Source organism: Litchfieldella xinjiangensis (genome assembly GCF_000759345.1).
GTDB lineage: Bacteria > Pseudomonadota > Gammaproteobacteria > Pseudomonadales > Halomonadaceae > Litchfieldella_A > Litchfieldella_A xinjiangensis.
Map to the genome: position 1 here is coordinate 155,368 of NZ_JPZL01000003.1, position 20,792 is coordinate 176,159.

Below are 20,792 nucleotides of genomic sequence, written 5' to 3' on the forward strand. Positions count from 1 at the left end.
CCTGATTCAACGCACCAAGTGCATTAAAAAGCCGGGAACCAGGCCTCTCATACCGTTCAAGCAGCGTGTAGTTAGCGAGATTAGTGAGGGATATCGCACCAAAGAGAGGCAAAATTCAAACAAGCGCTCGAACTTTGCCCCCTTTCAACGCAATGACACTGCGAGCAGGCCCTGACGAGGTATCAAGGGGAGCGTTGACGCAGAAAAAACTGGCGAAAAAGGAAAACGAAGCCGGCACCGGTAAATGCCCCCAGGGCATTGGCCAGGATATCCCAGCCGTCGCCGCCACTACGCCCGGGAACGAGGAGCTGCAAGTATTCTATGCCCAGCCCGTACGCCGCCGCTGCCAGAAACGCCACGCCCAGACGCAGGCCGGCCAATCCCAGCAGGCCGGCCAGTCCGGCGTAGCCCAGGAAGTGGTTGAGCTTGTCCCATGGCAATTGGCTGGGCATCTGGTCGCCGGGGGTCAGGCTACCCAGCGCGATCACAAGCGCCGCCGACAGGGCCAGTAATGCCCATAGCCAGCGACGCTCATGCCAGCGCCTGAGCCAGGAGGGCTCAGACATTCTGGATTCGACGGTGGTAGGCCGGGCTCAACTCATGCAGCGCGTCCATGAACGCGGTCACATGGTCCGGATCGGTGAACTGACTGATGCCGTGACCCAGGTTGAAGATATGACCCGGCCCCTCGCCATAACTGTCGAGGATGCGGGCCACCTCGGCACGGATCGCCGAAGGTTTGGCAAACAGCACGTTGGGGTCGAGATTGCCTTGCAGGGCAACCCGGTGACCGACCTGGGCCCGTGCCTGGGACATTTCCGTCGTCCAGTCCAGGCCAACAGCATCGGGACCGGCGCTGGCAATATGTTCGATCCACTGCCCGCCATTCTTGGTGAACAGGATCACCGGCACGCGTCGCCCGTCATGCTCACGGATCAACCCGGCGACGATCTGCTCCATGTAGCGCAGCGAAAATTCGAGATAGGCAGGGGTGGACAGGGTGCCACCCCAGGTATCGAAGATCTGTACCGCCTGGGCACCCGCACGGATCTGCGCGTTGAGGTAATCGGTGACCGCCTGGGCCAGTAGATCCAGCAACTGGTGCATGGCATCCGGCGTGTCGTAGAGCATGGTCTTCACATGGCGGAAGTCCTTGCTGGAGGCTCCCTCGACCATGTAGGTCGCCAGCGTCCAGGGGCTTCCGGAGAAACCGATCAGCGGCACTCGACCATTGAGTTCCCGACGAATGGTACTCACCGCGTTCATGACATAATCGAGGTCGCGCTCGGCATCCGGCACCTGTAACGCCGCGACCTCCTCCGGCGTGCGTACCGGCTTGCGGAACTTGGGCCCCTCCCCCGTCTCGAAGTACAGGCCCAGGCCCATGGCATCGGGAATGGTCAGGATGTCCGAAAACAGGATGGCGGCATCGAGCGGGTAACGCTCGAGCGGCTGCAGGGTGACCTCACAGGCCAGATCGCGATTGCGACACAGGTCCATGAAGCTGCCGGCATGGCCGCGCACTTCACGGTATTCGGGAAGATAACGGCCAGCCTGGCGCATCATCCACACCGGAGTGCGGTCCACGGGCTTGCGCGCCAAGGCACGCAGAAAGCGATCGTTCTTGAGTTCCATGTCGGAGGTCACCGGCTTGGGAATTTGTCCGGCATTGTACCCAAACATCACGTTGGCGGCTTGATTCAGCTGCCTATCTGCCCCATCTATAGAGATAATTCATCGCCTGTATCGAATCATTCCTCTCCGCGTCGCCGTGAGCCCAACAGGCGTTACTGATAGAATAGGGCCGCTTCGCCGGCTTGCCGCGACCACCACCGAGGTATCCTGTGACGATCCGATTCATCGCCGCTTCCCAGTTACCCACCCCCTGGGCCACGTTCACCATGCACGGCTTCGAGGACGACGCCACGGGTAAGGACCATATTGCGCTGACCCTGGGCGACATCGCCGATGGCGAGCCGGTGCTGGGGCGCGTGCATTCGGAATGCCTGACGGGGGATGCGCTGTTTTCGATGCGCTGCGATTGCGGCTACCAGCTTCAGGAGGCGCTCAAGCGTATAGCCGATGAAGGGCGTGGCGTGTTGCTCTATCTTCGCCAGGAAGGGCGGGGCATCGGCCTGCTCAACAAGATTCGTGCCTACCATCTTCAGGATCAGGGGGCCGATACGGTAGAAGCCAATGAGCGGTTGGGCTTCGGCGCCGACATGCGCCGATACGACCTGTGCGTGCCGATGCTCGAGCATCTCGGGGTCCGCGGACTCAGGTTGATGACCAACAATCCTCGCAAGGTCGATGCCCTGACACGCGATGGCGTGACCGTTGCCGAGCGGCTGCCGATCACCACCGGCCTCAACCCGCATAATGAGCAATACCTGGCCACCAAGGCCGGTAAGCTGGGCCACATGATGGCGCTGGGAGACTTCACCCAGGCCTCGGATGTGGACACCACGCGCAAGCCCTGACCGCTTCGTTGACTCGCTCGAAGTGAACTACTCTGTCTCATAGACGTCTCAATTGAAATCGCAGAGAGTCGCCCATGACAGAATCGCCGCAGTCCCCTCGTCACGCCCGGGCTGACATGCCCTTCAGCAGTTTCGAGGAGGCCCTGCACAGTATCAGTCACGCGATCGGTGCGGTGCTCAGCCTGGTCGGGATGATCCTATTGATCGTGCTGGCGAGTCTCGCCACTCATACTGATCCGTGGAAAATCGCCAGTATCTCGCTGTATGGTCTTAGCTTGGTGCTGCTGTATACCGCGTCCACGTGTTATCACAGCGTCAGCCGACCCGACCTCAAGCGCTTCTTCCAGCTTTGCGATCACTGCGCCATCTACCTGCTGATCGCCGGCACCTATACGCCCTTTCTGCTGGTCAACCTGCGCGGCCCGACAGGCTGGACCCTGTTCGCCCTGGTGTGGGGCCTGGCACTGGGTGGCATAGCCTTGAAGCTGGCCTGGCCACATCGGTTCGGCGTGCTTCGGGTGACGGTCTATCTGGTGATGGGCTGGCTGATCGTACTGGCAGGGGATGAAATGGTGGAGCACCTCTCCTCGACCGGCCTGATCCTGCTCGTGGCCGGCGGACTCTCGTACACGCTGGGGGTGGTGTTCTTTGCCATACGTGCCATCCCCTACAATCATGCCATCTGGCACCTGTTCGTGCTGGGGGGCAGTATTTGCCACTATTTCGCGGTATACACCGCCGTGCTGCCGTCGCCGCTCAGCTAGCGCCCTGACGATCGCGGGTCTTCTTGATCAGATCGTAGGCGTTGCTGATCTCGCTGGTACGCTCCTTGGCCATCTCGCGCATGCTCTCCGGCAAACCTTTGCTCGCCAGTTTGTCGGGGTGATTCTCGCTCATGAGTCGGCGGTAGGCTCGCTTGATCTCGCTATCGCTGGCGCTGGCTTCAACGCCCAACACCCGATAGGCCTCTTCCAGCGACTGACCGGAGGAAGCGCCCGGTGCCTGGCTACCCGCGCCGGACAGCATGGCCTCGATGCGGGCGATTTCCGCCTCGGACATGCCCAGGCCCCGCGCAATACGCAGCAACATGGCATGCTCTTCGGGATGCATGACCCCGTCGGCAGCAATAGCCGAAAGCTGCACCTGCAGGAAGATGGCCAATAGCGCACGTTGGCCACCGGCGATACGTCGCACGGTGGCGAGTTCGGTATCGAGATCGAAATCCGGCGCCTTACCTCGGTTGAAGGATGCCCGAGCCTGGGCACGCTGCGCTTCGTTCAGGCGCAAGCGATCCCACACCTGCCGGGACACGTTCAACTCATTCTCGGTCACCTGGCCATCGGCCTTGCACAGGCACCCCATGACCGCAAAGGTCGAATCCAGGAATTGCGTCTGCACACTCGCCATCTTGGCCAGCAGGCTATTGCGCATGAGGCGACGCGCACCCCAGTAAGCCAGTGCCGCACCCACCAGCATGCCCAGGAAGTCACCGATCAAGTAGCCGATGAGTGCACCGATGAGTGTCGCTATGATCATGTGCTTTCCTTTTGTCGAACATCGAGTCGCTGGCGGATGGAGGCTTCTATTCCCTCGGCGTCCAACCCACATTCCGACAATAGCTCGCCCGGCTTGCCATGCTCGACGAACGCATCGGGCAGCCCCAGGTTGAGTATCGCGACCTGGACACCCTCGGCGGCCAGCAGTTCGTTGACGGCGCTGCCGGCCCCGCCCGCCACGACGTTCTCCTCCAAGGTCACGAGCAGTTCGTGCTCGCGCGCTGCCGTCAGGATCGCTTCGCGGTCCAGCGGCTTAATCGAACGCATATTGAGATGACTGGCATCGAGCCGCTCGGCCACATCCGCGGCCGGGGTGTTGAGACTGCCGAAGGCGAGCAGGGCCACACGCGAGCCGCGGCGGCGCATCTCGGCCTCACCTACCTTGAGCGTTTCGAGTGTCTCGGGGATGGGCGTGCCCGGTCCGGTTCCCCGGGGATAACGAACCGCGGCCGGCCCCGGATAGTGATAGGCCGTGGTCAGCATCGCCCGGCATTCGGCTTCGTCGGCCGGCGCCATGAGGACCATGCCGGGAACGCAGCGCAGGAAGGAAAGATCGAGTGCGCCGTGGTGAGTCGGGCCGTCTTCGCCGACCAGGCCGGCGCGGTCGATGGCGAAGGTCACGTCGAGCCCCTGCACCGCCACGTCGTGTATCAGCTGGTCGTAGCCGCGCTGGAGAAACGTCGAATAGATGGCCACCACCGGTTTCATGGCCTCGCAGGCCAGGCCGGCCGCCAGCGTCACGGCATGCTGCTCGGCGATCGCCACATCGTAGTAGCGTTCGGGGTACTCCCTTGAGAAACGGATCAGGTCCGAGCCTTCGCGCATGGCCGGCGTGATACCAATCAGGCGCGGGTCGGCCGCTGCCATGTCGCACAGCCAGTCACCGAAGACGTTGCAATACTTGCGCGGGGCCGGGGGCAAGGGGCTGTCGGGTGCGGCTGGGGGCAGTTGCGGATCGATCTTCGGCGGCGGTGCCGGCGCGGCCTTTTCCAGCTTGGTGATGGCGTGGTAGCCGATGGGGTCGGCTTCGGCAGGCTGGAAGCCTCGCCCCTTGCGGGTCTTGATGTGAAGAAATTGCGGCCCGTCGAGATCGCGCATGTTGCGCAGGGTGTGCGCCAGCTCCGGCAGATCATGGCCGTCGATGGGCCCGATATAGTTGAAGCCCATCTCCTCGAACAGCGTCGCCGGGCTGACCATGCCCTTCATGTGCTCCTCGGTGCGCCGAGCGAGCTCCAGCGCGCCGGGCAGTCGCGACAGGACCCGCTTGCCGTTCTCACGCATCAAGGTATAGGGCTTGCTGGTCAGAATGCGCGCCAGGTAGGTCGCCATGCCACCGACGTTCTCGGAAATCGACATTTCATTGTCGTTGAGCACGACCAGCAGGTTGGCATCGACGTGGCCGGCATGCGCCAGCGCCTCGAACGCCATGCCGGCAGTCAGCGCGCCATCGCCAATCACCGCGCATACCCGCCGCTTCTCGTCCCGGGTGCGGGCGGCAAGGGCCATGCCGAGGGCCGCGGAGATCGAGGTGCTGGAATGGCCCACGCCGAAGGTATCGAATTCCGATTCGGCACGCCGGGGAAAGGCCGCGAGACCGCCATACTGACGAATGCTTGGCATCTGCTCGCGACGCCCGGTCAATATCTTGTGGGGGTAGGCCTGATGACCTACATCCCACACCAGCCGATCATGGGGCGTTTCGAGGGCATGGTGAAGGGCCACGGTCAGCTCGACCACGCCGAGACCGGCCCCGAAATGACCGCCGCTACAGCCAACGCTATAGAGTAGATACGCGCGAAGTTCGTCGGCCAGCTGGGCCAGCTGGGCCTGGTTCATCGCGCGCAGGGCGGACGGCGTCTCCAGCGTATCGAGCAACGGTGTCGCCGGACGCTCGGCGGGGATTTCGTCGAACAGCTTCATGAAGTCATCTTTGTCCGTTGAGCACAGCGATCAGTGGTCACGCTCGATCATGTATCGGGCCAGTTGGGCCAAGGGCGCGCCCGCCTCGCCTAGCGGCTCGAGCGCCGTCAGAGCGTCGTCGAGCAGGGCAGCGGCCTTGGCACGCGCACCGTCGAGCCCGAGCAGGGCCGGGTAGGTCGGCTTGTCGCGGGCCGCATCGGCGCCGGAAGCCTTGCCAAGTGTTGCCGCATCACCGGTCACGTCGAGAATATCGTCCTGTATCTGGAACGCCAGGCCAATGGCCTGAGCATAGCGATCCAGGGCGCCGAGCCGCGCGTCGTCTTCAGGCAGAGCCACCCGTGCGCCCAGGCCCACCGCGGCGCGGATCAGGGCGCCTGTCTTGTGGTGATGCATGGTCGCCAAGGATTCAGCATCAGGATGGCCACCAACGGCATCCAGGTCCAGTGCCTGCCCGGCCGCCATGCCGTCTCGCCCCGAAGCTGCAGCCAACGTACGTATCAGTGCCGCCAGGCGCGGATGATCGAGGGCTGCCAGGACTTCGAATGCGAGAGTCTGCAGGGCATCGCCGGCAAGAATCGCCGTGGCTTCGTCGAAGGCCTTGTGTACCGTCGGCTGGCCACGCCGCAGGTCGTCATCGTCCATGGCCGGCAGGTCATCGTGCACCAGCGAGTAGGCATGGATCAGTTCGACAGCCGCGGCCGGCGCATCGAGCAGGGTATCGTCAGCCCCCAGGGCATGGCCGGTAGCATAGACCAGTACCGGGCGCAGGCGCTTGCCGCCGCCCAGCACGCCGTGGCGCATGGCCGCCTCGAGTCGCGGCGACGCAGGCTGGCGTTGCGTGAAAAGCCGCTCCAGCCAAGCATCGATGCGCTCCCGGTCGCGGGCCAGCCGCCCTTCCAGCGATGTGGATTCAGCGCTCACCGCCGCCCCCCGTCTCGGAGGCGGAAAAGGGACGTTCACGCAGGGTGTCGTCGGGCTGATCGACCAGGGCGCGAACCTTGAGCTCAGCCGCGTCCAGGCGTCGCTGGGCGTCGCGAGTCAGGGTCACGCCCTGCTCGAAGGCGGCCAGCGAATCCTCCAGCGACAGGTCGCCGGCCTCGAGTCGCTGGACCAGCGTCTCCAGTCGCTCGAGCGTCGTGGCGAAATCCTGGGGGGCCTCCCGTTCGGAGGACGGCAGTTCCTTGTCAGCCATGGGGTTCTCGCTCGTCTTGCAGTCGCACGGCAGTCTACTCCTACCGACTACGCGCCGTGCCCGCCGGAAATTCGAGCCCCCAGTATACACGCTCTTCCCCGAGGCGCGTCTTCCCCCATGCCTTGGCAACATGAGCGCCGCTCATGTTCTTGCCCGTGCATTTTCATCCCCGACAAGACTGGCATCGCCCGGGGTTATGGTAGGATAGTGCCCGTTTCACACCACACTGACAGCTTGCGGCGCCTGCCGCGGAAAGGGTTGAATCGACGATGGCCAAAACGTCCCTGGACAAGAGCAAGATCAAGATCCTGCTACTCGAGGGCGTCCACCAGAGCGCGGTGGACAACTTTCTTAACGCCGGGTATACAAATATCGAGCATCTGGCGACTTCGCTGGATGAGGAATCGCTGATCGAAAAGATCCGCGACGTCCACTTCCTCGGTATTCGCTCGCGCACCCAGCTCACCGAGCGCGTCTTCGATGCCGCCGAGAAGCTGACCGCAGTAGGCTGCTTCTGCATCGGTACCAACCAGGTCGATCTCCAGGCGGCCCTTTCCCGGGGCATCCCGGTGTTCAATGCGCCTTATTCGAACACCCGCTCGGTCGCCGAGCTGGTGCTGGCTGAAGCCATCATGTTGCTGCGGGGCATCCCGGAAAAGAGCACCCGGGCCCACCAGGGCGGTTGGCTGAAGTCGGCCAAGAATGCCCACGAGGCACGCGGCAAGACGCTGGGCATCGTCGGCTACGGCAATATCGGCGCGCAACTTTCGGTGCTTGCCGAGTCACTCGGCCTCGATGTCATCTACTACGACGTGGTCACCAAGCTCGGCATGGGCAATGCCCGCCAGGTCGCGAGCCTCGAGGAGCTGCTGGCCCGTGCGGATGTCGTCAGCCTTCACGTCCCCGACATGCCCTCCACCCGCTGGATGATCGGCGAGCAGCAGATCGCCCTGATGAAGCAGGGCGGCATCCTGATCAATGCGTCACGGGGTAGTGTCGTGGTCATCGAGGCGCTGGCCGAAGCGCTCAAGAGCGGCAAGCTGCTGGGCGCGGCCATCGATGTCTTCCCGGTCGAGCCCAAGGGCAACAGCGAGGAGTTCGAGAGCCCGCTGCGCGGCCTCCCGAATGTGATCCTCACCCCGCATATCGGCGGCTCCACGCTGGAGGCTCAGGAGAATATCGGCATCGAGGTCTCCGAGAAGCTGATCACGTACTCCGACAACGGCACCACCATCACCTCGGTCAACTTTCCCGAAGTGGCGCTGCCGGCCCACCCGGACAAGCACCGCCTGCTGCACATCCACGACAACGTGCCCGGGGTGCTCTCCGAGATCAACCGCGTGTTGTCCGAGAACGGCATCAATATCTCGGGACAGTACCTGCAAACCAACGAGAAGGTCGGTTACGTGGTGGTCGACGTGGACAAGGCCTACGGCCCGCAAGCGCTGACCGCGCTCAAGCAGGTCGACCATACCCTGCGCCTGCGTGCACTCTACTCGGAATCCAATTTCCAGGAGTGAGCCAGGGCAACCCGCCTGAACCAAGGCCCCGACGCTGCATGGCGCGGGGCCTTGGTGTATCATGCGCGTCGAAATTCAACCGGTCCGTCCTTTGCGAGGACGACAACTGGAGCCCAGCATGCAAGACACCACCGACTCACCATGCGTCGTCGTCGCGGCGTTGTACAAGTTCGTCACCCTGGACGATTACGAGACTCTACGCGAGCCCCTGCGCCAGACGATGCTCGACAATGACGTGAGGGGAACCCTTCTGCTCGCCAAAGAAGGGATCAACGGCACCGTGGCAGGTAGCCGCGAGGGCATCGATGCCCTGCTCGCCTGGCTCAAGGCCGATCCGCGCCTGGTCGACATCGACCACAAGGAATCCTACTGCGACACGCCGCCCTTCTACCGCACCAAGGTCAAGCTGAAGCGGGAGATCGTCACCATCGGCGTGCCGGATATCGACCCCAACGATACCGTGGGCACCTACGTCGAGCCCGAGCAGTGGAACGACATCATCGCCGACCCCGAGGTGCTGGTGATCGATACACGTAACGACTACGAGGTGGCGATCGGCAGCTTCGAGCGCGCCATCGATCCCAGGACCAAGTCGTTTCGCGAGTTTCCCGACTACGTCAGGGCGCACTACGACCCGGCCAAGCACAAGAAAGTGGCCATGTTCTGTACCGGCGGTATCCGCTGCGAGAAGGCCTCGAGCTTCATGCTCAAGGAGGGCTTCGAGGAGGTCTATCACCTCAAGGGTGGCGTGTTGAACTACCTGGAAAAGGTCCCCGAAGCGCAATCGCTATGGCGCGGCGAGTGCTTTGTGTTCGATAACCGGGTCACGGTACGTCACGACCTGAGTGAAGGCGATTTCGAGCAGTGCCACGCCTGCCGCATGCCGGTATCGGCCGAGGAGATGCAGTCCGACCAGTACGAACCTGGGGTGAGCTGTCCGCACTGCTGGGATTCGCTGCCCGAGAAGACCCGTGCCGCCGCACGCGAGCGTCAACGCCAGATCGAGTTGGCCAAGGCCCGCGGCGAGCCTCATCCGATCGGGCGCGATCCACGTCTGATGAAGGCCAGCGAGGGCTGAGCCGCTAAAGATTCACGCATCTCTGCCGATAAAGCTGTTATCCCGTTTCATTTCATTCCCCTTCCTGTCGGAGATGACCGCTTGCGAATTTCACGGACACGCCAGACCAGCAAGAAGCCCGAAAACATCTATAGCGACAAGGATATCGAAGGCATGCTGGTGCTATTGATCTATTCAGGGCGCCACCAGACGGCCGAACCGCTGTTCACCGAAGCCCGCAAACTGCTGCCCGGTGTGGACACCAGCCAACTCGACCGCGTCGCCAATGGCCTGGCAAGCCAGCTCAAGGCCAACGGCATCGCGATGTAGAAATCGGTGCTTCAGGTTACTGCGCGTCGCACGTGACGCGCAGCTTGAGGGGATACTCCTCGCAGTTATTCCCCTCCCCACCTCGATCGATGACCAGAAATTCCCCCTCACGATCCAGTACCGACTGGATCGCATGCCAGGTGCCGGCCCGGTAGTTCACCCCCTGTCGACCATCCGTGACGAAGGCGCGCACCTCACTCGGCTCGATCTTTTCCCCCGGGGGCGCCACCACCACTATGAAGCGCTCGCCATGCAGCGGCATGAATGCCTGACTGCCCAGCGGGTGCCGCTCGAGGAAATCGAGCTCCAGGGGGAGGGCGATCGGCTGGCTGACGAAAAGGTTGATCAGTGTACGGGCGCCCTCGCCCAGGATTTCGACCTTGGCCAAGTCGTGGTAACGTCGGGTGCGTCCGGCGTTGATATGAAAATAGTCGCTACCGCGTGTGTCGATGACCTCGCCGAACGGTGCGAAGGCCTCGGGTGTCAGCGGCTCGGCATTCAATTCCAGCATGACTTACTCCTCAGCGAGCGCCGAAGGGCGACAGTTTCATGTGCCGGTTCACATCCTTGTAGAGCAGGTAGCGAAACGGCCCCGGGCCTCCGGCATAGCACGCCTGTGGGCAAAACGCGCGCAGCCACATGAAATCGCCGGCCTCGACCTCGACCCAATCCTGGTTGAGGTGATACACCGCCTTGCCCTCGAGCACGTAGAGGCCGTGCTCCATCACGTGGGTCTCGTCAAAGGGAATCACCCCGCCTGGCTGGAAGGTGACGATATTGACGTGCATGTCGTGGCGAATATCGTCGGGATCGACGAAGCGCGTGGTGGCCCAGCGCCCTTCGGTATCCGGCATTTCGCGAGGCGCAATGTCGTTCTCGTTGGTCACGAAGGGCGCCGGCACCTCGATACCCTCGACGAACTCATACGCCTTTCGAACCCAGTGGAAGCGGACGGGCGCTTCACTCTCGTTGCGAAGCTGCCAACGGCTTCCCGGTGGCAGGAAGGCGTAGCCTCCCGGCCCCATGCGGTGCGGTTCGCCAGCCAGGGTCAGGGTCAGTTCGCCCTCGACCACGAACAGCACCCCCTCGGCAGCGGGGTCCAGCTCGGGCTTCTCGCTACCCCCACCCGGCGCAACGTCCATGATGTATTGCGAGAAGGTCTCGGCGAACCCCGACAAAGGCCGCGACAGGACCCACAAGCGAGTCTTGTCCCAGAAGGGCAACTGGCTGGTGACGATATCGCGCATCACCCCCTTGGGGATCACCGCATAGGCTTCGGTGAATACCGCACGATCGGACAATAGTTGCGTCTGTGGCGGATGCCCCCCGTGGGGCGCGTAGTAGTTGCGACTGGGCATGGTCGGTCTCGATGGATTCATGAATGCGCGGGATGCTGCTCGGCCCAGTGGCGGGCGATGTCGATCCGTCGGGTCACCCAGACCCGATCATGGGCCTCGATGTGGTCGAGAAAGCGCTGCAGGCCGCGGAAGCGACCGGGGCGGCCGACCAGGCGACAGTGCAAGCCGATGGAGAGCATCTTGGGGGTTTCCTCACCTTCGGCGTAGAGGACGTCGAAGGCATCGCGCAGATAGGTGAAGAAGTGATCGCCGGTATTGAACCCTTGGGGCGTGGCGAAACGCATGTCGTTGGTGTCCAGGGTATAGGGCACCACAAGGTGCTGATGCGCCTCCCCCTGGCTGTCCTCGACGCGCGTCCAGAACGGCAGATCGTCGCCGTAATAATCGCTGTCGTAGAGGAAGGTGCCTTCATCGACCACCAGGCGCCGGGTATTGGGCGTATCCCGGCCGGTGTACCAGCCCAGCGGCTTCTCGCCGTACAGCGACTGGAAAATATCGAGTGCACGACGCATGTGTTCACGCTCGATATTTTCCGGCACCCCCTGGTAATGCAGCCAGCGCCAGCCATGGCAGGCCACTTCATGCCCCAGTTCACGGAAGGCGTGGGCCACCTCGGGGTGGCGTTCCAGCGCCATGGCGACCCCGAACACGGTCAGTGGCAGGTTGCGTCGCTCGAATTCCTTCAGGAGGCGCCAGACCCCGGCACGCGAACCGTATTCATAGATCGATTCCATGCTCATGTGACGTTCGGGATAGGCCTCGGCGCCGACGATCTCGGAGAGAAATTTCTCGGAATGGCTATCGCCATGCAAGACACAATTCTCACCGCCTTCTTCGTAATTGAGCACGAACTGAACGGCGATACGCGCCTGGCCCGGCCAGTTCGCCTGAGGCGGGTTCCGTCCGTAGCCGACGAGATCACGCGGGTAGGCAGTCGTCGAGGGTGACGTCATGGGGGCATCCTGGGTCGTTCTTGGAGGTTGTATACATTAGAAAGCTATGCTGTATCCAAACAAGATTCAAGCACTTCGCCCCCGCAATGGCGGGGGCATGCCGCTCACCACGGCAATTGGCTGACGCTATGCATTCCATTGGCAAACTCAAGCCAGCACTGGCCGCTTGGCTGCTAAGCTCAATAGGCAATTTGCGAACGTGGCGCCGGCCAGCAGTACCGGCCTGGAACTAGAGCATAGGAGAAACGCATGGATAACAAGGACCGGGTCCTGACGAATCGTCAAGGCCATCCCGTCAGTAACAATCAGTCCCAGCGCACCATTGGCAGCCGCGGCCCGGCGACCCTCGAGAATTACCAGTTTCTGGAAAAGATCAGTCATTTCGATCGTGAGCGTATCCCTGAGCGGGTCGTCCACGCGCGGGGGTTCGTGGCCTATGGGCAATTCGAGGCCACCGGCAAGATCGGCGATGAGCCGGCCTCTACCTATACGCGCGCCAAGCTGTTCCAGGACGCGGGCAAGAAGACCGATCTCGCCATTCGCTTCTCCACGGTGATCGGTGGCCGCGATTCGTCCGAGGTCGCCCGCGACCCGCGCGGCTTTGCCGTGAAATTCTATACCGAAGAGGGCAACTGGGATCTGGTTGGCAACAACCTGGCGATCTTCTTCATCCGTGACGCCATCAAGTTCCCGGACGTCATCCATGCGCTGAAGCCGGATCCCGTCACCTTCCGCCAGGAACCCAACCGCATCTTCGACTTCATGAGCCAGACGCCGGAGTCGATGCACATGCTGACGCACCTGTTCAGCCCCCGTGGAATTCCGGCGTCCTATCGCCACATGGAAGGGTTCGGCGTCAACACCTACAAGATGGTCAATGCGCAAGGCGACACGGTCCTGGTCAAGTATCACTTCCATCCGCGTTGCGGCGTGGCGAGCCTGACCGACGAGGAAGCCGCCAAGGTGCAGGGCCAAGAGCTCGGCTCCGCCTCGAAGGATCTCTACGAAGCCATCGAGCGCGGCGACTACCCGCAGTGGGACGTCTACGTGCAGATCATGGAGGACCACGAGCATCCCGAGCTGGAGTGGGATCCGCTGGACGACACCAAGATCTGGCCGGAAAAGGATTTCCCGCTGCGCCACATCGGGGTGATGACGCTCAATCGCAACGTGGACGATTTCCACAACGAAAACGAGCAGATCGCCATGGGCACCGGGGTCCTGGTCGATGGCCTCGATTTCTCCGACGACAAGATGCTGATCGGACGGACGTTCTCCTACTCCGACACCCAGCGCTACCGGGTGGGACCCAACTACCTCCAGTTGCCGGTCAACCAGCCCAAGGGCGTCAAGGGCCAGGTGCATACCAACCAGCGCGGTGGCGAGATGTCCTACGGGGTGGACCTGGCCCCGGGCCAGAACCCGCACGTCAACTACGAGCCGTCGATTCACCAGGGGCTCGAGGAAGCCGACCGCGAAGAGCCGAACAATCCGCCCGAGGTGAAAGGCCGTCTGACACGCAGCGTGCTGGAGCGCCGTAACGACTATCTGCACGCTCGCGGTCGCTTCAATACCATGATGGATTGGGAGCGTGACGACCTGATAAATAACATGGGCAATCTGCTCGGCCAGTGCGAACGTGACGTGCAGGAGCGCATGGTATGGCACTTCTTCCTGGTTCACGATGACTACGGCAAGCGCGCGGCAGAGAAGCTCGGCATGTCAGTGGACGATGTCAAACACCTCCAGCCGCTGCCCAAGCAAGTGCTCACCGATGACGACAAGCAGCGTCTGCAAAACTTGGGCAACAACGGTGACGATATCAACCCGGAGGTCTGGGGTCAGTGGACCAGTTCCGTGGTCAATCATCAGGCCAAGGCCGAGGATGTCCTCAATGGCACGGTGGGCAAGCTGGCCTACACCCAGCTCGGCGAGGCCCGTGAGACCAGCGACATGAAGTAAACGACAGGGTGATTCACCCCAACGAAACCGGACGCCAAGGCGTCCGGTTTTTTTATGTCTGCAGGAATCCAGACCCTCGCCTTTTCGTTCAAAAAGTATCTCCCCATGCTTGCACTCAGGAGGCGCGATATCTATTTTGTGTACAAAAGCCGATTTATTTGTTCACAACAAATATACGCAACTCGGCTTACACAATGGTTCGCCTCAGGAGCTCCACGGAATGCACATCCGGGTCATCAACCCCAACACCACGGCGGCCATGACAGCCTCCATCGGCGAGGCAGCTCAAGCGATCGCTGCCCCGGGAACCCGTATTAGTGCCACTCAACCCGACCATGGGCCGGTCTCGATCGAAAGCCACTTCGACGAGGCGATCAGTGCCGTAGGGGTGGCCGAAGAAGTTCTGGCCGGCGAGCATGACCGTAACGACCCCATTAGCGCCTACATCGTTGCCTGCTTCGGCGACCCCGGCCTCCAGGCCGCCCGGGAGCTGACCCGTGCCCCGGTGATAGGTATCGCCGAAGCCGCCTTCCACGTGGCCAGCCTGATCAGCACCCGATTCTCCATCGTCACCACGCTGGGGCGCACCGCGATCATCGCCGAACACCTGCTCGACCAGTACGGCTTCGAACGCCACTGCCGCCGTATCCGAGCGGCGGAAATCCCGGTGCTGGAGCTCGAAGAGAATGCCGATGCCGCACTCGAGCGCATTATCGCCGAATGTCGCCGCGCCCGGGACGAGGACAACATCGGTGCCATCGTGCTGGGCTGTGGCGGAATGGCTCGCTTGACAGCGCGAATCAGCCACGAGGTCGGGCTCCCCGTGGTCGAGGGTGTAACCGCGGCTGTAAAGCTGGCCGAAAGTCTGGTCGGGCTAGGGTTGGGCACCAGCAAGCACGGTGATCTGGCTTTCCCAAGACCCAAGGCCTTCACCGGTCGCTACGAACACCTCTCGCATCTCGACCTGTAACCGGGCGACGCAAGAGGCTTGAGACAAGAAACGACAAAGAACAACGAAAAACACCAAGAATAACGAGCACGCCGCAAGAGACATCCCACCCCTCGATGGGTGGGGCGTAAAACAACAACACCGCCATTAGACCTTGCGAGGATAGAACGATGAGTCAAGAGTCCATACCGGTCCCGCCCCCGCTGGCCGGTACTCCCATTACCTTGAGCAAGGCTCCGGGGGACGAATCCCTGGCGCCTCAGAAAACCCGAATCATGGGGCGAAGCTCCTACTTCCTGGCCTGGTTCGGCGGCTGTGTGTCGATCGGTACCTTCGCCATGGGCTCGAGCGTGGTGGGCACCCTCAACCTGATCCAGGCCACCGTGGCGATCGCCATCGGCTGCCTGGTCATCGGTGTGGCACTGGCCATCAATGGCGCGCCCGGCTACAAGTACGGCATCCCCTTCATGGTCCAGGCGCGCAGTGCCTTCGGTTTCGGCGGGACACGACTACCGGGTCTGGTACGCGCGGTGCCGGCCATCGTGTGGTACGGCTTCCAGAGCTGGATCGGCGCCGGTGCGCTGAACATGGTCTCGGCCACGCTGTTCGGCTTCGATAACCTGGTCTTCTATTTCATTGCCTTCCAGTTCTTGCAGATCGCGCTCTCCGTGCTGGGTTTTCAGGGCATCAAGTGGCTGGAGAACATCGGCAGCGCCTTCATCCTGGCGTCGCTGGTGTACATGTTCATTGCCACCGTGCAGCGCTACGGCGACCAGCTCTCCGCCAGCCTATTCACCATGGAAGGCTCATGGGGCATGCCGTTCTGGGGCGCCACCATGCTGTTCCTGGGTATCTACAGCACCATGATGCTCAATGTCAGCGACTACGCTCGTGAACTCAAGTCGGGCAGCGGACCCGGGCTGCTGACCACCATCTATTCAATGTCGATCCTGCCCTGCACCCTGTTCATGGGCCTGATCGGCTTCATGGTGTCCGAAGCCACCGGGGTCAACGATCCCATCAAGGTCTTCGCCAACGCGGTCGACAACACCCCGCTATTGATGACCACGCTGCTGTTCATCGCCTTCGCCCAGGTCACCACCAACGTGCTCAATAACGTGGTGCCACCGACCTATGTGCTGATGGATATCTTCAAGCTTAAATTCCGTACTGCCAGCGTGATCGTTGGCCTACTGGCCTTCACCACCTTCCCCTGGGAACTGGTCAAGGACGAGTCTTCCGCCGGACTGCAGTTGTTTGTCCAGACCTATTCCGCCTTTCTGGGCCCGATCCTCGCCGTGCTGGTGGTCGATTACTACCTGATTCGCCGTCGTACGCTCGATCTCGACAAGCTCTATGACGAGAACGGCCCCTACCGCGGCATCAATTATGCAGCCCTCATCGCCACCGGGGTGGGCATCGTCGCTGCGTTGTCTTTCTCTTCCGTGTCCTGGTACGCCAGCCTGATTCCCGCTGGCGCGGCCTATTATCTGCTCATGCAGCACTGGGCGCCCTGCCAACGCTTCCGCCAATGAGTCGCCACCGAATAACAAGGCCTTCGACATGAACGACAGCAACCTGAATGACACTGACCTGAACGTACGCGGCGACGACCCGACGCTGTATAACGCCGACCTGGCGCCTATCCCGTATCACAAGCGGACCTGGGGGGCCTTCGAGATATTCAATGTGTGGTCCAACGACATTCAGAGTCTGTTCGGCTACACCCTGGCCGCGTCGCTGTTCCTTACCTATGGGTTGAACGGCTGGGCGGTCATGGCCGCGATCATACTGGCCGGGGTGATCGTGATGTGGCTGGTCAACCTGACCGGCAAGCCCAGCGTCAAATATGGCATTCCCTTCCCTGTCATGGTGCGTGCCAGCATGGGCGTACGTGGCGCCAACCTGCCAGCCATGTTGCGGGCAATCATCGGCATCTTCTGGTATGGCGTACAGACCTACTTCGCCTCCACGGCGGTAACGCTACTGATCACGGCCCTGTTCGGCGGTGGCGATGGGGCGACGTTCCTGGGGCTGTCCGGCGTGGCGTGGCTATCGTTCACCATCGTGTGGCTGTTCCAGATCGCGATCTTCTGGCAGGGCATCGAGCGCATCAAGCACTTCCTCAACTGGGCCGGCCCTCTGGTCTATGTGGTCATGATCGTGCTGATGATCGTGGTATGGGTACAGGCCGGCAGCGAGCTGATCCCGGCCATCGGCTCCATCTTCAGTCGCTCTGGCGAGGCCGGCGGCGGAATCGGTGCCTTCCTGGCCATCGTCGGCACCATGGTCGCCTACTTCGCGGCGGTAGTGATCAATTTCGGAGATTTTACCCGCTTCGTGAAGAGCGAGCGGCAGATGAAGCTCGGCAACCTCCTCGGGCTTCCGCTCAATGTGGCCTTCTTCTCGTTCATTGCATTGATCATCACCGCCGGCACCTTGGTGCTGTTCGGCGATGCCCTGACCAACCCCACCGACATCGTGGCGCGAGTCGACTCACTCCCGCTGACCATCGTCGCGGCACTGACGTTCTTCGCCGCCACCGTGGGCATCAATCTGGTCGCCAACTTCATCCCGCCGGCCTATGACCTGGCCAACCTGTTTCCCAGCAAGGTCAGCTTCCGCACCGGCGGCCTGATCACCGCGATCATCGCCTTTTTCATCGGCGCGCTGTGGGTGTCGCTGATCAGCAAGATCGGCGTCCCCGGCTTCGTCAATGCACTGGGGGCCATCGTGGCGCCGTTCTACGGCATCATCGTGGTCGATTACTACTTGGTGAAGCGGCAGCATCTGGATATGCAGCAGCTATTCTCGTCAGCTCCCGATAGTGCGTATTACTACGTCAAGGGATGGAACCAGAAAGGGCTGGCGGCCTTCGGCCTGGCGGCCCTGTTCTCCATCGCCTCGGTGTGGGTGCCGGCATTGGCCGCCCTGCAGGGCTATGCCTGGTTGATCGGGGCGGGTCTTGGCGGTGCGATCTACTATGTGCTGATGCAGCGGCACGCGGCGGTTGCTCCGGCCCGCGGCGTCTAATCGGCAGGCGTCCTGCATCAAACGACAGCGCCCCGACCCTCAGGTTCGGGGCGCTGCCGTTCTAGACCGGCGTCAGTCCGCGAAGATGCGATGCAGATCGGGCGCTTCGTCGGATTCCTCGATGATGGATAGCGACGCTTCGATGGCCTTGAGATGGCGGCTCATGAACGCCTTGGCGCGCTCGCCATTGCCTTGCTCGAGGTGATTGATGAGGTCTTCATGGTCGTGCGACTCGCAACCGAGGTGGCCCGCATTGCCATAGACCGCCAGGATCAGCGACGAACGCGAGCACAACCGACCGACGAATTCCGCCAGCGTGGCATTGCCCGATAGCGCAGCCAAACGCTCGTGAAAGGCGGCCGACAACTTGATCGCCACGCTCTGCTCGCCAGCCCGCAAGGCCTGCCGTTCGCGGGTCGCCATGTCGCGCAGTTCGCGGACATCGGCTTCGGTGATACGCCGCGCCACCTCCGGCATCAGCCCACACTCCACCATCTGCCGTGCATCGAATACATCCTTGGCCTCATCGGCAGTCGGGCGCGTCACACTGGCCCCACGGCGCGGCGTCAAGGTGACCAACTGCTCGAGTGCCAGGCGCTGCAATATCTTGCGGATGCCGGTACGGCTGACGCCGAAGACCTCGGCCAGGGCATCCTCGCGCAGCCGCGCGCCGGGCTTCAGGCGATGCTCTATGATGGCATCGCTGATCGAGCGGTAGATCGCATCATGGCGCTCGGCGCCGTCGCCGTTCTTGCCTTGGCGCCTGGGACGCTGGGTTGCCTGGCGGGCCGGGGTTCGCTCGGGCATGTTGGTCAGGACTCCTCACTAGGGGTCGAACGAGTGTTTACGGTGGCTGCAACGGGTTACTGCGACCGGTTATTGCGACCAGGCCGCGATCGTTGCGCGCTCCGCCTCGGTCATCTGTGTCATGTTGCCGAGCGGCATGTAGCCGCTGGCGACCACCTGCTTGGTCCTCGCCATGAGCTGCTGCAGCTGCGCCTGGGTATCGTAGGCGACGCCGGCCGGAGGCGAGGCGAACCCGGGCTGGGAAGGCGATTGCGAATGGCAGGTCACGCAACGCTCGGTGACGATCGCATGTACCTCCTCCAGGGAGGGGCCATAGCCTGCCGCCCTGGCCGTGTCGCTCCCGCCGCCTTGGGGCATGGCCAGCCACAGGCTGACCAGGATCAATGCCGCACCCGCCACCGGGTAGGCGGACTGGATCTTGCCCGCATGCATGACCACGAAGAACTGGCGAATCAGGGCCCCGGCAATGATGAACAGGGCCATGAGCAACCAGGCATGCTCATGGGTATAAAGAAAGGCGTAGTGGTTGCTGATCATCAGCAACACGACGGGCAACGTGAAGTAGGTGTTATGGACCGAGCGCTGCTTGCCTCGCTTGCCATCGAGCGGATCGGGGGTCTCTCCCGCCCGCATCGCCTTGACCATGCGGCGCTGGCCGGGAATGATCCAGAAGAACACATTGGCCGACATCGCCGTGGCCATGACCGCCCCGGTCAGCAGGAACGCGGCACGACCGGAGAACAGCTGGGTACTCAGGTAGGCTACGATAACGATCATCACCGCCACGGCCAGGCTCAGCAGGCCATCGCGCTCCATGTTGGGGCTGAGCCGCTTGCATAACTCGTTGTAGACCACCCAGCCCAGCAGCAGGAACGCCAGCGCCAGCAGGTTGACCTGCCATCCCGACAGTCCGGCCGCCCAGGCCCAGGCGCTGTCGGGGTTGACCAGGTAGAAGGCGGGATTGGCCATGTACAGCAGCACGAACAGGGCAAACCCCGACAGCCAGGTGGTATAGGCCTTCCAGTACGACCAGTGCAGGTCGTCGGGCAGCCCTTCGGGGCTCGTGGCGTACTTCTGGTTGTGATAGAACCCCCCGCCATGCACGGCCCACATTTCACCGGCCACACCCCGGCGCCGAGCGCTCTCGTCCTTCGGTGTGCGCAGGCTATTGTCGAGCATGACGAAATAGATCGACTCGCCGATCCAGGCGATGGCCGCGATCACATGCAGCCAGCGCAGCAGCATGTTGGTGAATTCGTGGAGGTACGCTTCCATGGACTCAGCTGCCCCGGTACGAGGAGTAGCTGTAGGGCGAGAGCAGTAGCGGGACATGGTAATGCGCCTCGGCATCGGCCACGCCGAAGCGGATCGGAATGCGATCCAGGAAGCGCGGCGTGTCTCCCGACACGCCCTGGCGCGCCAGGTAATCACCGGCGTGGAACAGCAATTCATATTCCCCCACGCTCAACGCTTCGCCCTCGAGCAGGGGGGCATCACAGCGTCCATCGTCATTGGTGACGACCTCGCCCAGGCGCGTGTGTCGATCGCCATCCAGGCGAAAGATCTCGATGCGAATGCCTTGGCCGGGCCGGCCGTGAGCGGTATCGAGCACGTGTGTGGTCAAGCGTCCCATAGAGGGTCTCCCGTGTGATGCGATAGGCTGTCAGCGATGGTG

General features: G+C 62.3%; 21 protein-coding genes. 9 read left to right on the plus strand and 12 right to left on the minus strand.

Annotated elements, in window-relative coordinates; all coding sequences use genetic code 11:
- Positions 1–182 precede the first annotated feature (182 nt).
- Both JH15_RS12975 and hemE read right to left on the minus strand, forming a co-directional pair.
- On the minus strand, positions 183–566 hold the full coding sequence (locus JH15_RS12975) for a VanZ family protein (protein ID WP_043531028.1): 384 nt from the start codon (positions 564–566) through the stop codon (positions 183–185).
- The gene (hemE, locus tag JH15_RS12980) at positions 559–1,635 is read right to left on the minus strand and encodes a uroporphyrinogen decarboxylase (RefSeq protein WP_043531669.1); all 1,077 of its coding nucleotides are present in this window, start codon (positions 1,633–1,635) and stop codon (positions 559–561) included. Before hemE ends, JH15_RS12975 begins: the two co-directional genes overlap by 8 nt.
- A gap of 209 nt (positions 1,636–1,844) precedes the next feature.
- On the opposite strand from hemE, the gene ribA reads away from it, so the two are divergent.
- Positions 1,845–2,480 carry a GTP cyclohydrolase II gene (gene ribA / locus JH15_RS12985; RefSeq protein ID WP_043531030.1) on the plus strand — a complete coding sequence of 212 codons (636 nt, stop codon included), beginning with the start codon at positions 1,845–1,847 and terminating at the stop codon, positions 2,478–2,480.
- A gap of 74 nt (positions 2,481–2,554) precedes the next feature.
- Positions 2,555–3,244 (plus strand): PAQR family membrane homeostasis protein TrhA, encoded by a 690-nt coding sequence (trhA, locus tag JH15_RS12990; protein WP_052384113.1) that lies wholly within the window; start codon positions 2,555–2,557, stop codon positions 3,242–3,244.
- On the opposite strand, the gene djlA is transcribed toward trhA, so the two are convergent.
- The 4 genes from djlA to JH15_RS13010 are packed head-to-tail and all read right to left on the minus strand — an operon-like array spanning position 3,237 to position 7,148.
- Entirely contained in the window at positions 3,237–4,016 is a 780-nt protein-coding gene (gene djlA / locus JH15_RS12995) for a co-chaperone DjlA (RefSeq protein ID WP_043531032.1), read from the minus strand. The two genes, trhA and djlA, sit on opposite strands and share 8 nt — an antisense overlap.
- Positions 4,013–5,956 (minus strand): 1-deoxy-D-xylulose-5-phosphate synthase, encoded by a 1,944-nt coding sequence (dxs, locus tag JH15_RS13000; RefSeq protein WP_043531034.1) that lies wholly within the window; start codon positions 5,954–5,956, stop codon positions 4,013–4,015. Before dxs ends, djlA begins: the two co-directional genes overlap by 4 nt.
- 30 nt (positions 5,957–5,986) lie before the next feature.
- Entirely contained in the window at positions 5,987–6,877 is an 891-nt protein-coding gene (gene ispA, locus JH15_RS13005; protein ID WP_052384114.1) for a (2E,6E)-farnesyl diphosphate synthase, read from the minus strand.
- On the minus strand, positions 6,867–7,148 hold the full coding sequence (locus JH15_RS13010) for an exodeoxyribonuclease VII small subunit (protein ID WP_052384115.1): 282 nt from the start codon (positions 7,146–7,148) through the stop codon (positions 6,867–6,869). Before JH15_RS13010 ends, ispA begins: the two co-directional genes overlap by 11 nt.
- Positions 7,149–7,417: 269 nt before the next feature.
- Here JH15_RS13010 and serA point away from each other — a divergent pair, with 269 nt between their 5' ends.
- The 3 genes from serA (at position 7,418) to JH15_RS13025 (ending at position 10,055) form a co-directional block, all read left to right on the plus strand.
- Positions 7,418–8,668 (plus strand): phosphoglycerate dehydrogenase, encoded by a 1,251-nt coding sequence (gene serA, locus JH15_RS13015; RefSeq protein ID WP_043531036.1) that lies wholly within the window; start codon positions 7,418–7,420, stop codon positions 8,666–8,668.
- 118 nt (positions 8,669–8,786) lie between these two features.
- A complete protein-coding gene (gene trhO, locus JH15_RS13020) occupies positions 8,787–9,746 on the plus strand; it encodes an oxygen-dependent tRNA uridine(34) hydroxylase TrhO (protein ID WP_043531038.1) in 960 nt (319 codons plus the stop codon).
- Positions 9,747–9,827: 81 nt separating this feature from the next.
- On the plus strand, positions 9,828–10,055 hold the full coding sequence (locus tag JH15_RS13025; RefSeq protein ID WP_043531040.1) for a hypothetical protein: 228 nt from the start codon (positions 9,828–9,830) through the stop codon (positions 10,053–10,055).
- A gap of 16 nt (positions 10,056–10,071) precedes the next feature.
- On the opposite strand, the gene JH15_RS13030 is transcribed toward JH15_RS13025, so the two are convergent.
- Genes JH15_RS13030 through puuE form a run of 3 tightly spaced genes read right to left on the minus strand, consistent with a single transcriptional unit; the run spans position 10,072 to position 12,366 of the window.
- A complete protein-coding gene (locus JH15_RS13030) occupies positions 10,072–10,566 on the minus strand; it encodes an ureidoglycolate lyase (RefSeq protein WP_043531042.1) in 495 nt (164 codons plus the stop codon).
- Between the two features lie 10 nt (positions 10,567–10,576).
- Entirely contained in the window at positions 10,577–11,413 is an 837-nt protein-coding gene (locus JH15_RS13035) for a bifunctional allantoicase/(S)-ureidoglycine aminohydrolase (protein WP_043531045.1), read from the minus strand.
- Between the two features lie 17 nt (positions 11,414–11,430).
- Positions 11,431–12,366 (minus strand): allantoinase PuuE, encoded by a 936-nt coding sequence (gene puuE, locus JH15_RS13040; protein ID WP_043531047.1) that lies wholly within the window; start codon positions 12,364–12,366, stop codon positions 11,431–11,433.
- A gap of 249 nt (positions 12,367–12,615) precedes the next feature.
- On the opposite strand from puuE, the gene JH15_RS13045 reads away from it, so the two are divergent.
- The 4 genes from JH15_RS13045 to JH15_RS13060 all read left to right on the plus strand — a co-directional run bounded on the left by JH15_RS13045 (position 12,616) and on the right by JH15_RS13060 (position 18,310).
- Positions 12,616–14,328: a catalase gene (locus JH15_RS13045; protein ID WP_052384116.1), complete on the plus strand. Its 1,713-nt coding sequence runs from the start codon at positions 12,616–12,618 to the stop codon at positions 14,326–14,328.
- 220 nt (positions 14,329–14,548) lie between these two features.
- Positions 14,549–15,298, plus strand: coding sequence for an aspartate/glutamate racemase family protein (locus JH15_RS13050; protein WP_043531049.1), 750 nt, complete (start codon positions 14,549–14,551; stop codon positions 15,296–15,298).
- A gap of 149 nt (positions 15,299–15,447) precedes the next feature.
- Positions 15,448–16,812: an NCS1 family transporter gene (locus JH15_RS13055; protein WP_052384117.1), complete on the plus strand. Its 1,365-nt coding sequence runs from the start codon at positions 15,448–15,450 to the stop codon at positions 16,810–16,812.
- 28 nt (positions 16,813–16,840) lie between these two features.
- On the plus strand, positions 16,841–18,310 hold the full coding sequence (locus tag JH15_RS13060) for an NCS1 family nucleobase:cation symporter-1 (RefSeq protein WP_043531051.1): 1,470 nt from the start codon (positions 16,841–16,843) through the stop codon (positions 18,308–18,310).
- 72 nt (positions 18,311–18,382) lie between these two features.
- Here the strand turns inward: JH15_RS13060 and JH15_RS13065 are convergent, their stop codons facing one another.
- From JH15_RS13065 to uraH, 3 genes are all read right to left on the minus strand, one after another.
- Entirely contained in the window at positions 18,383–19,117 is a 735-nt protein-coding gene (locus tag JH15_RS13065) for a GntR family transcriptional regulator (protein WP_043531053.1), read from the minus strand.
- Positions 19,118–19,186: 69 nt separating this feature from the next.
- Positions 19,187–20,392, minus strand: a complete 1,206-nt coding sequence (locus JH15_RS13070) for a urate hydroxylase PuuD (protein ID WP_043531055.1) — start codon at positions 20,390–20,392, stop codon at positions 19,187–19,189.
- A gap of 4 nt (positions 20,393–20,396) precedes the next feature.
- Entirely contained in the window at positions 20,397–20,750 is a 354-nt protein-coding gene (gene uraH / locus JH15_RS13075) for a hydroxyisourate hydrolase (RefSeq protein ID WP_043531057.1), read from the minus strand.
- Between the last annotated feature and the right edge of the window lie 42 nt (positions 20,751–20,792).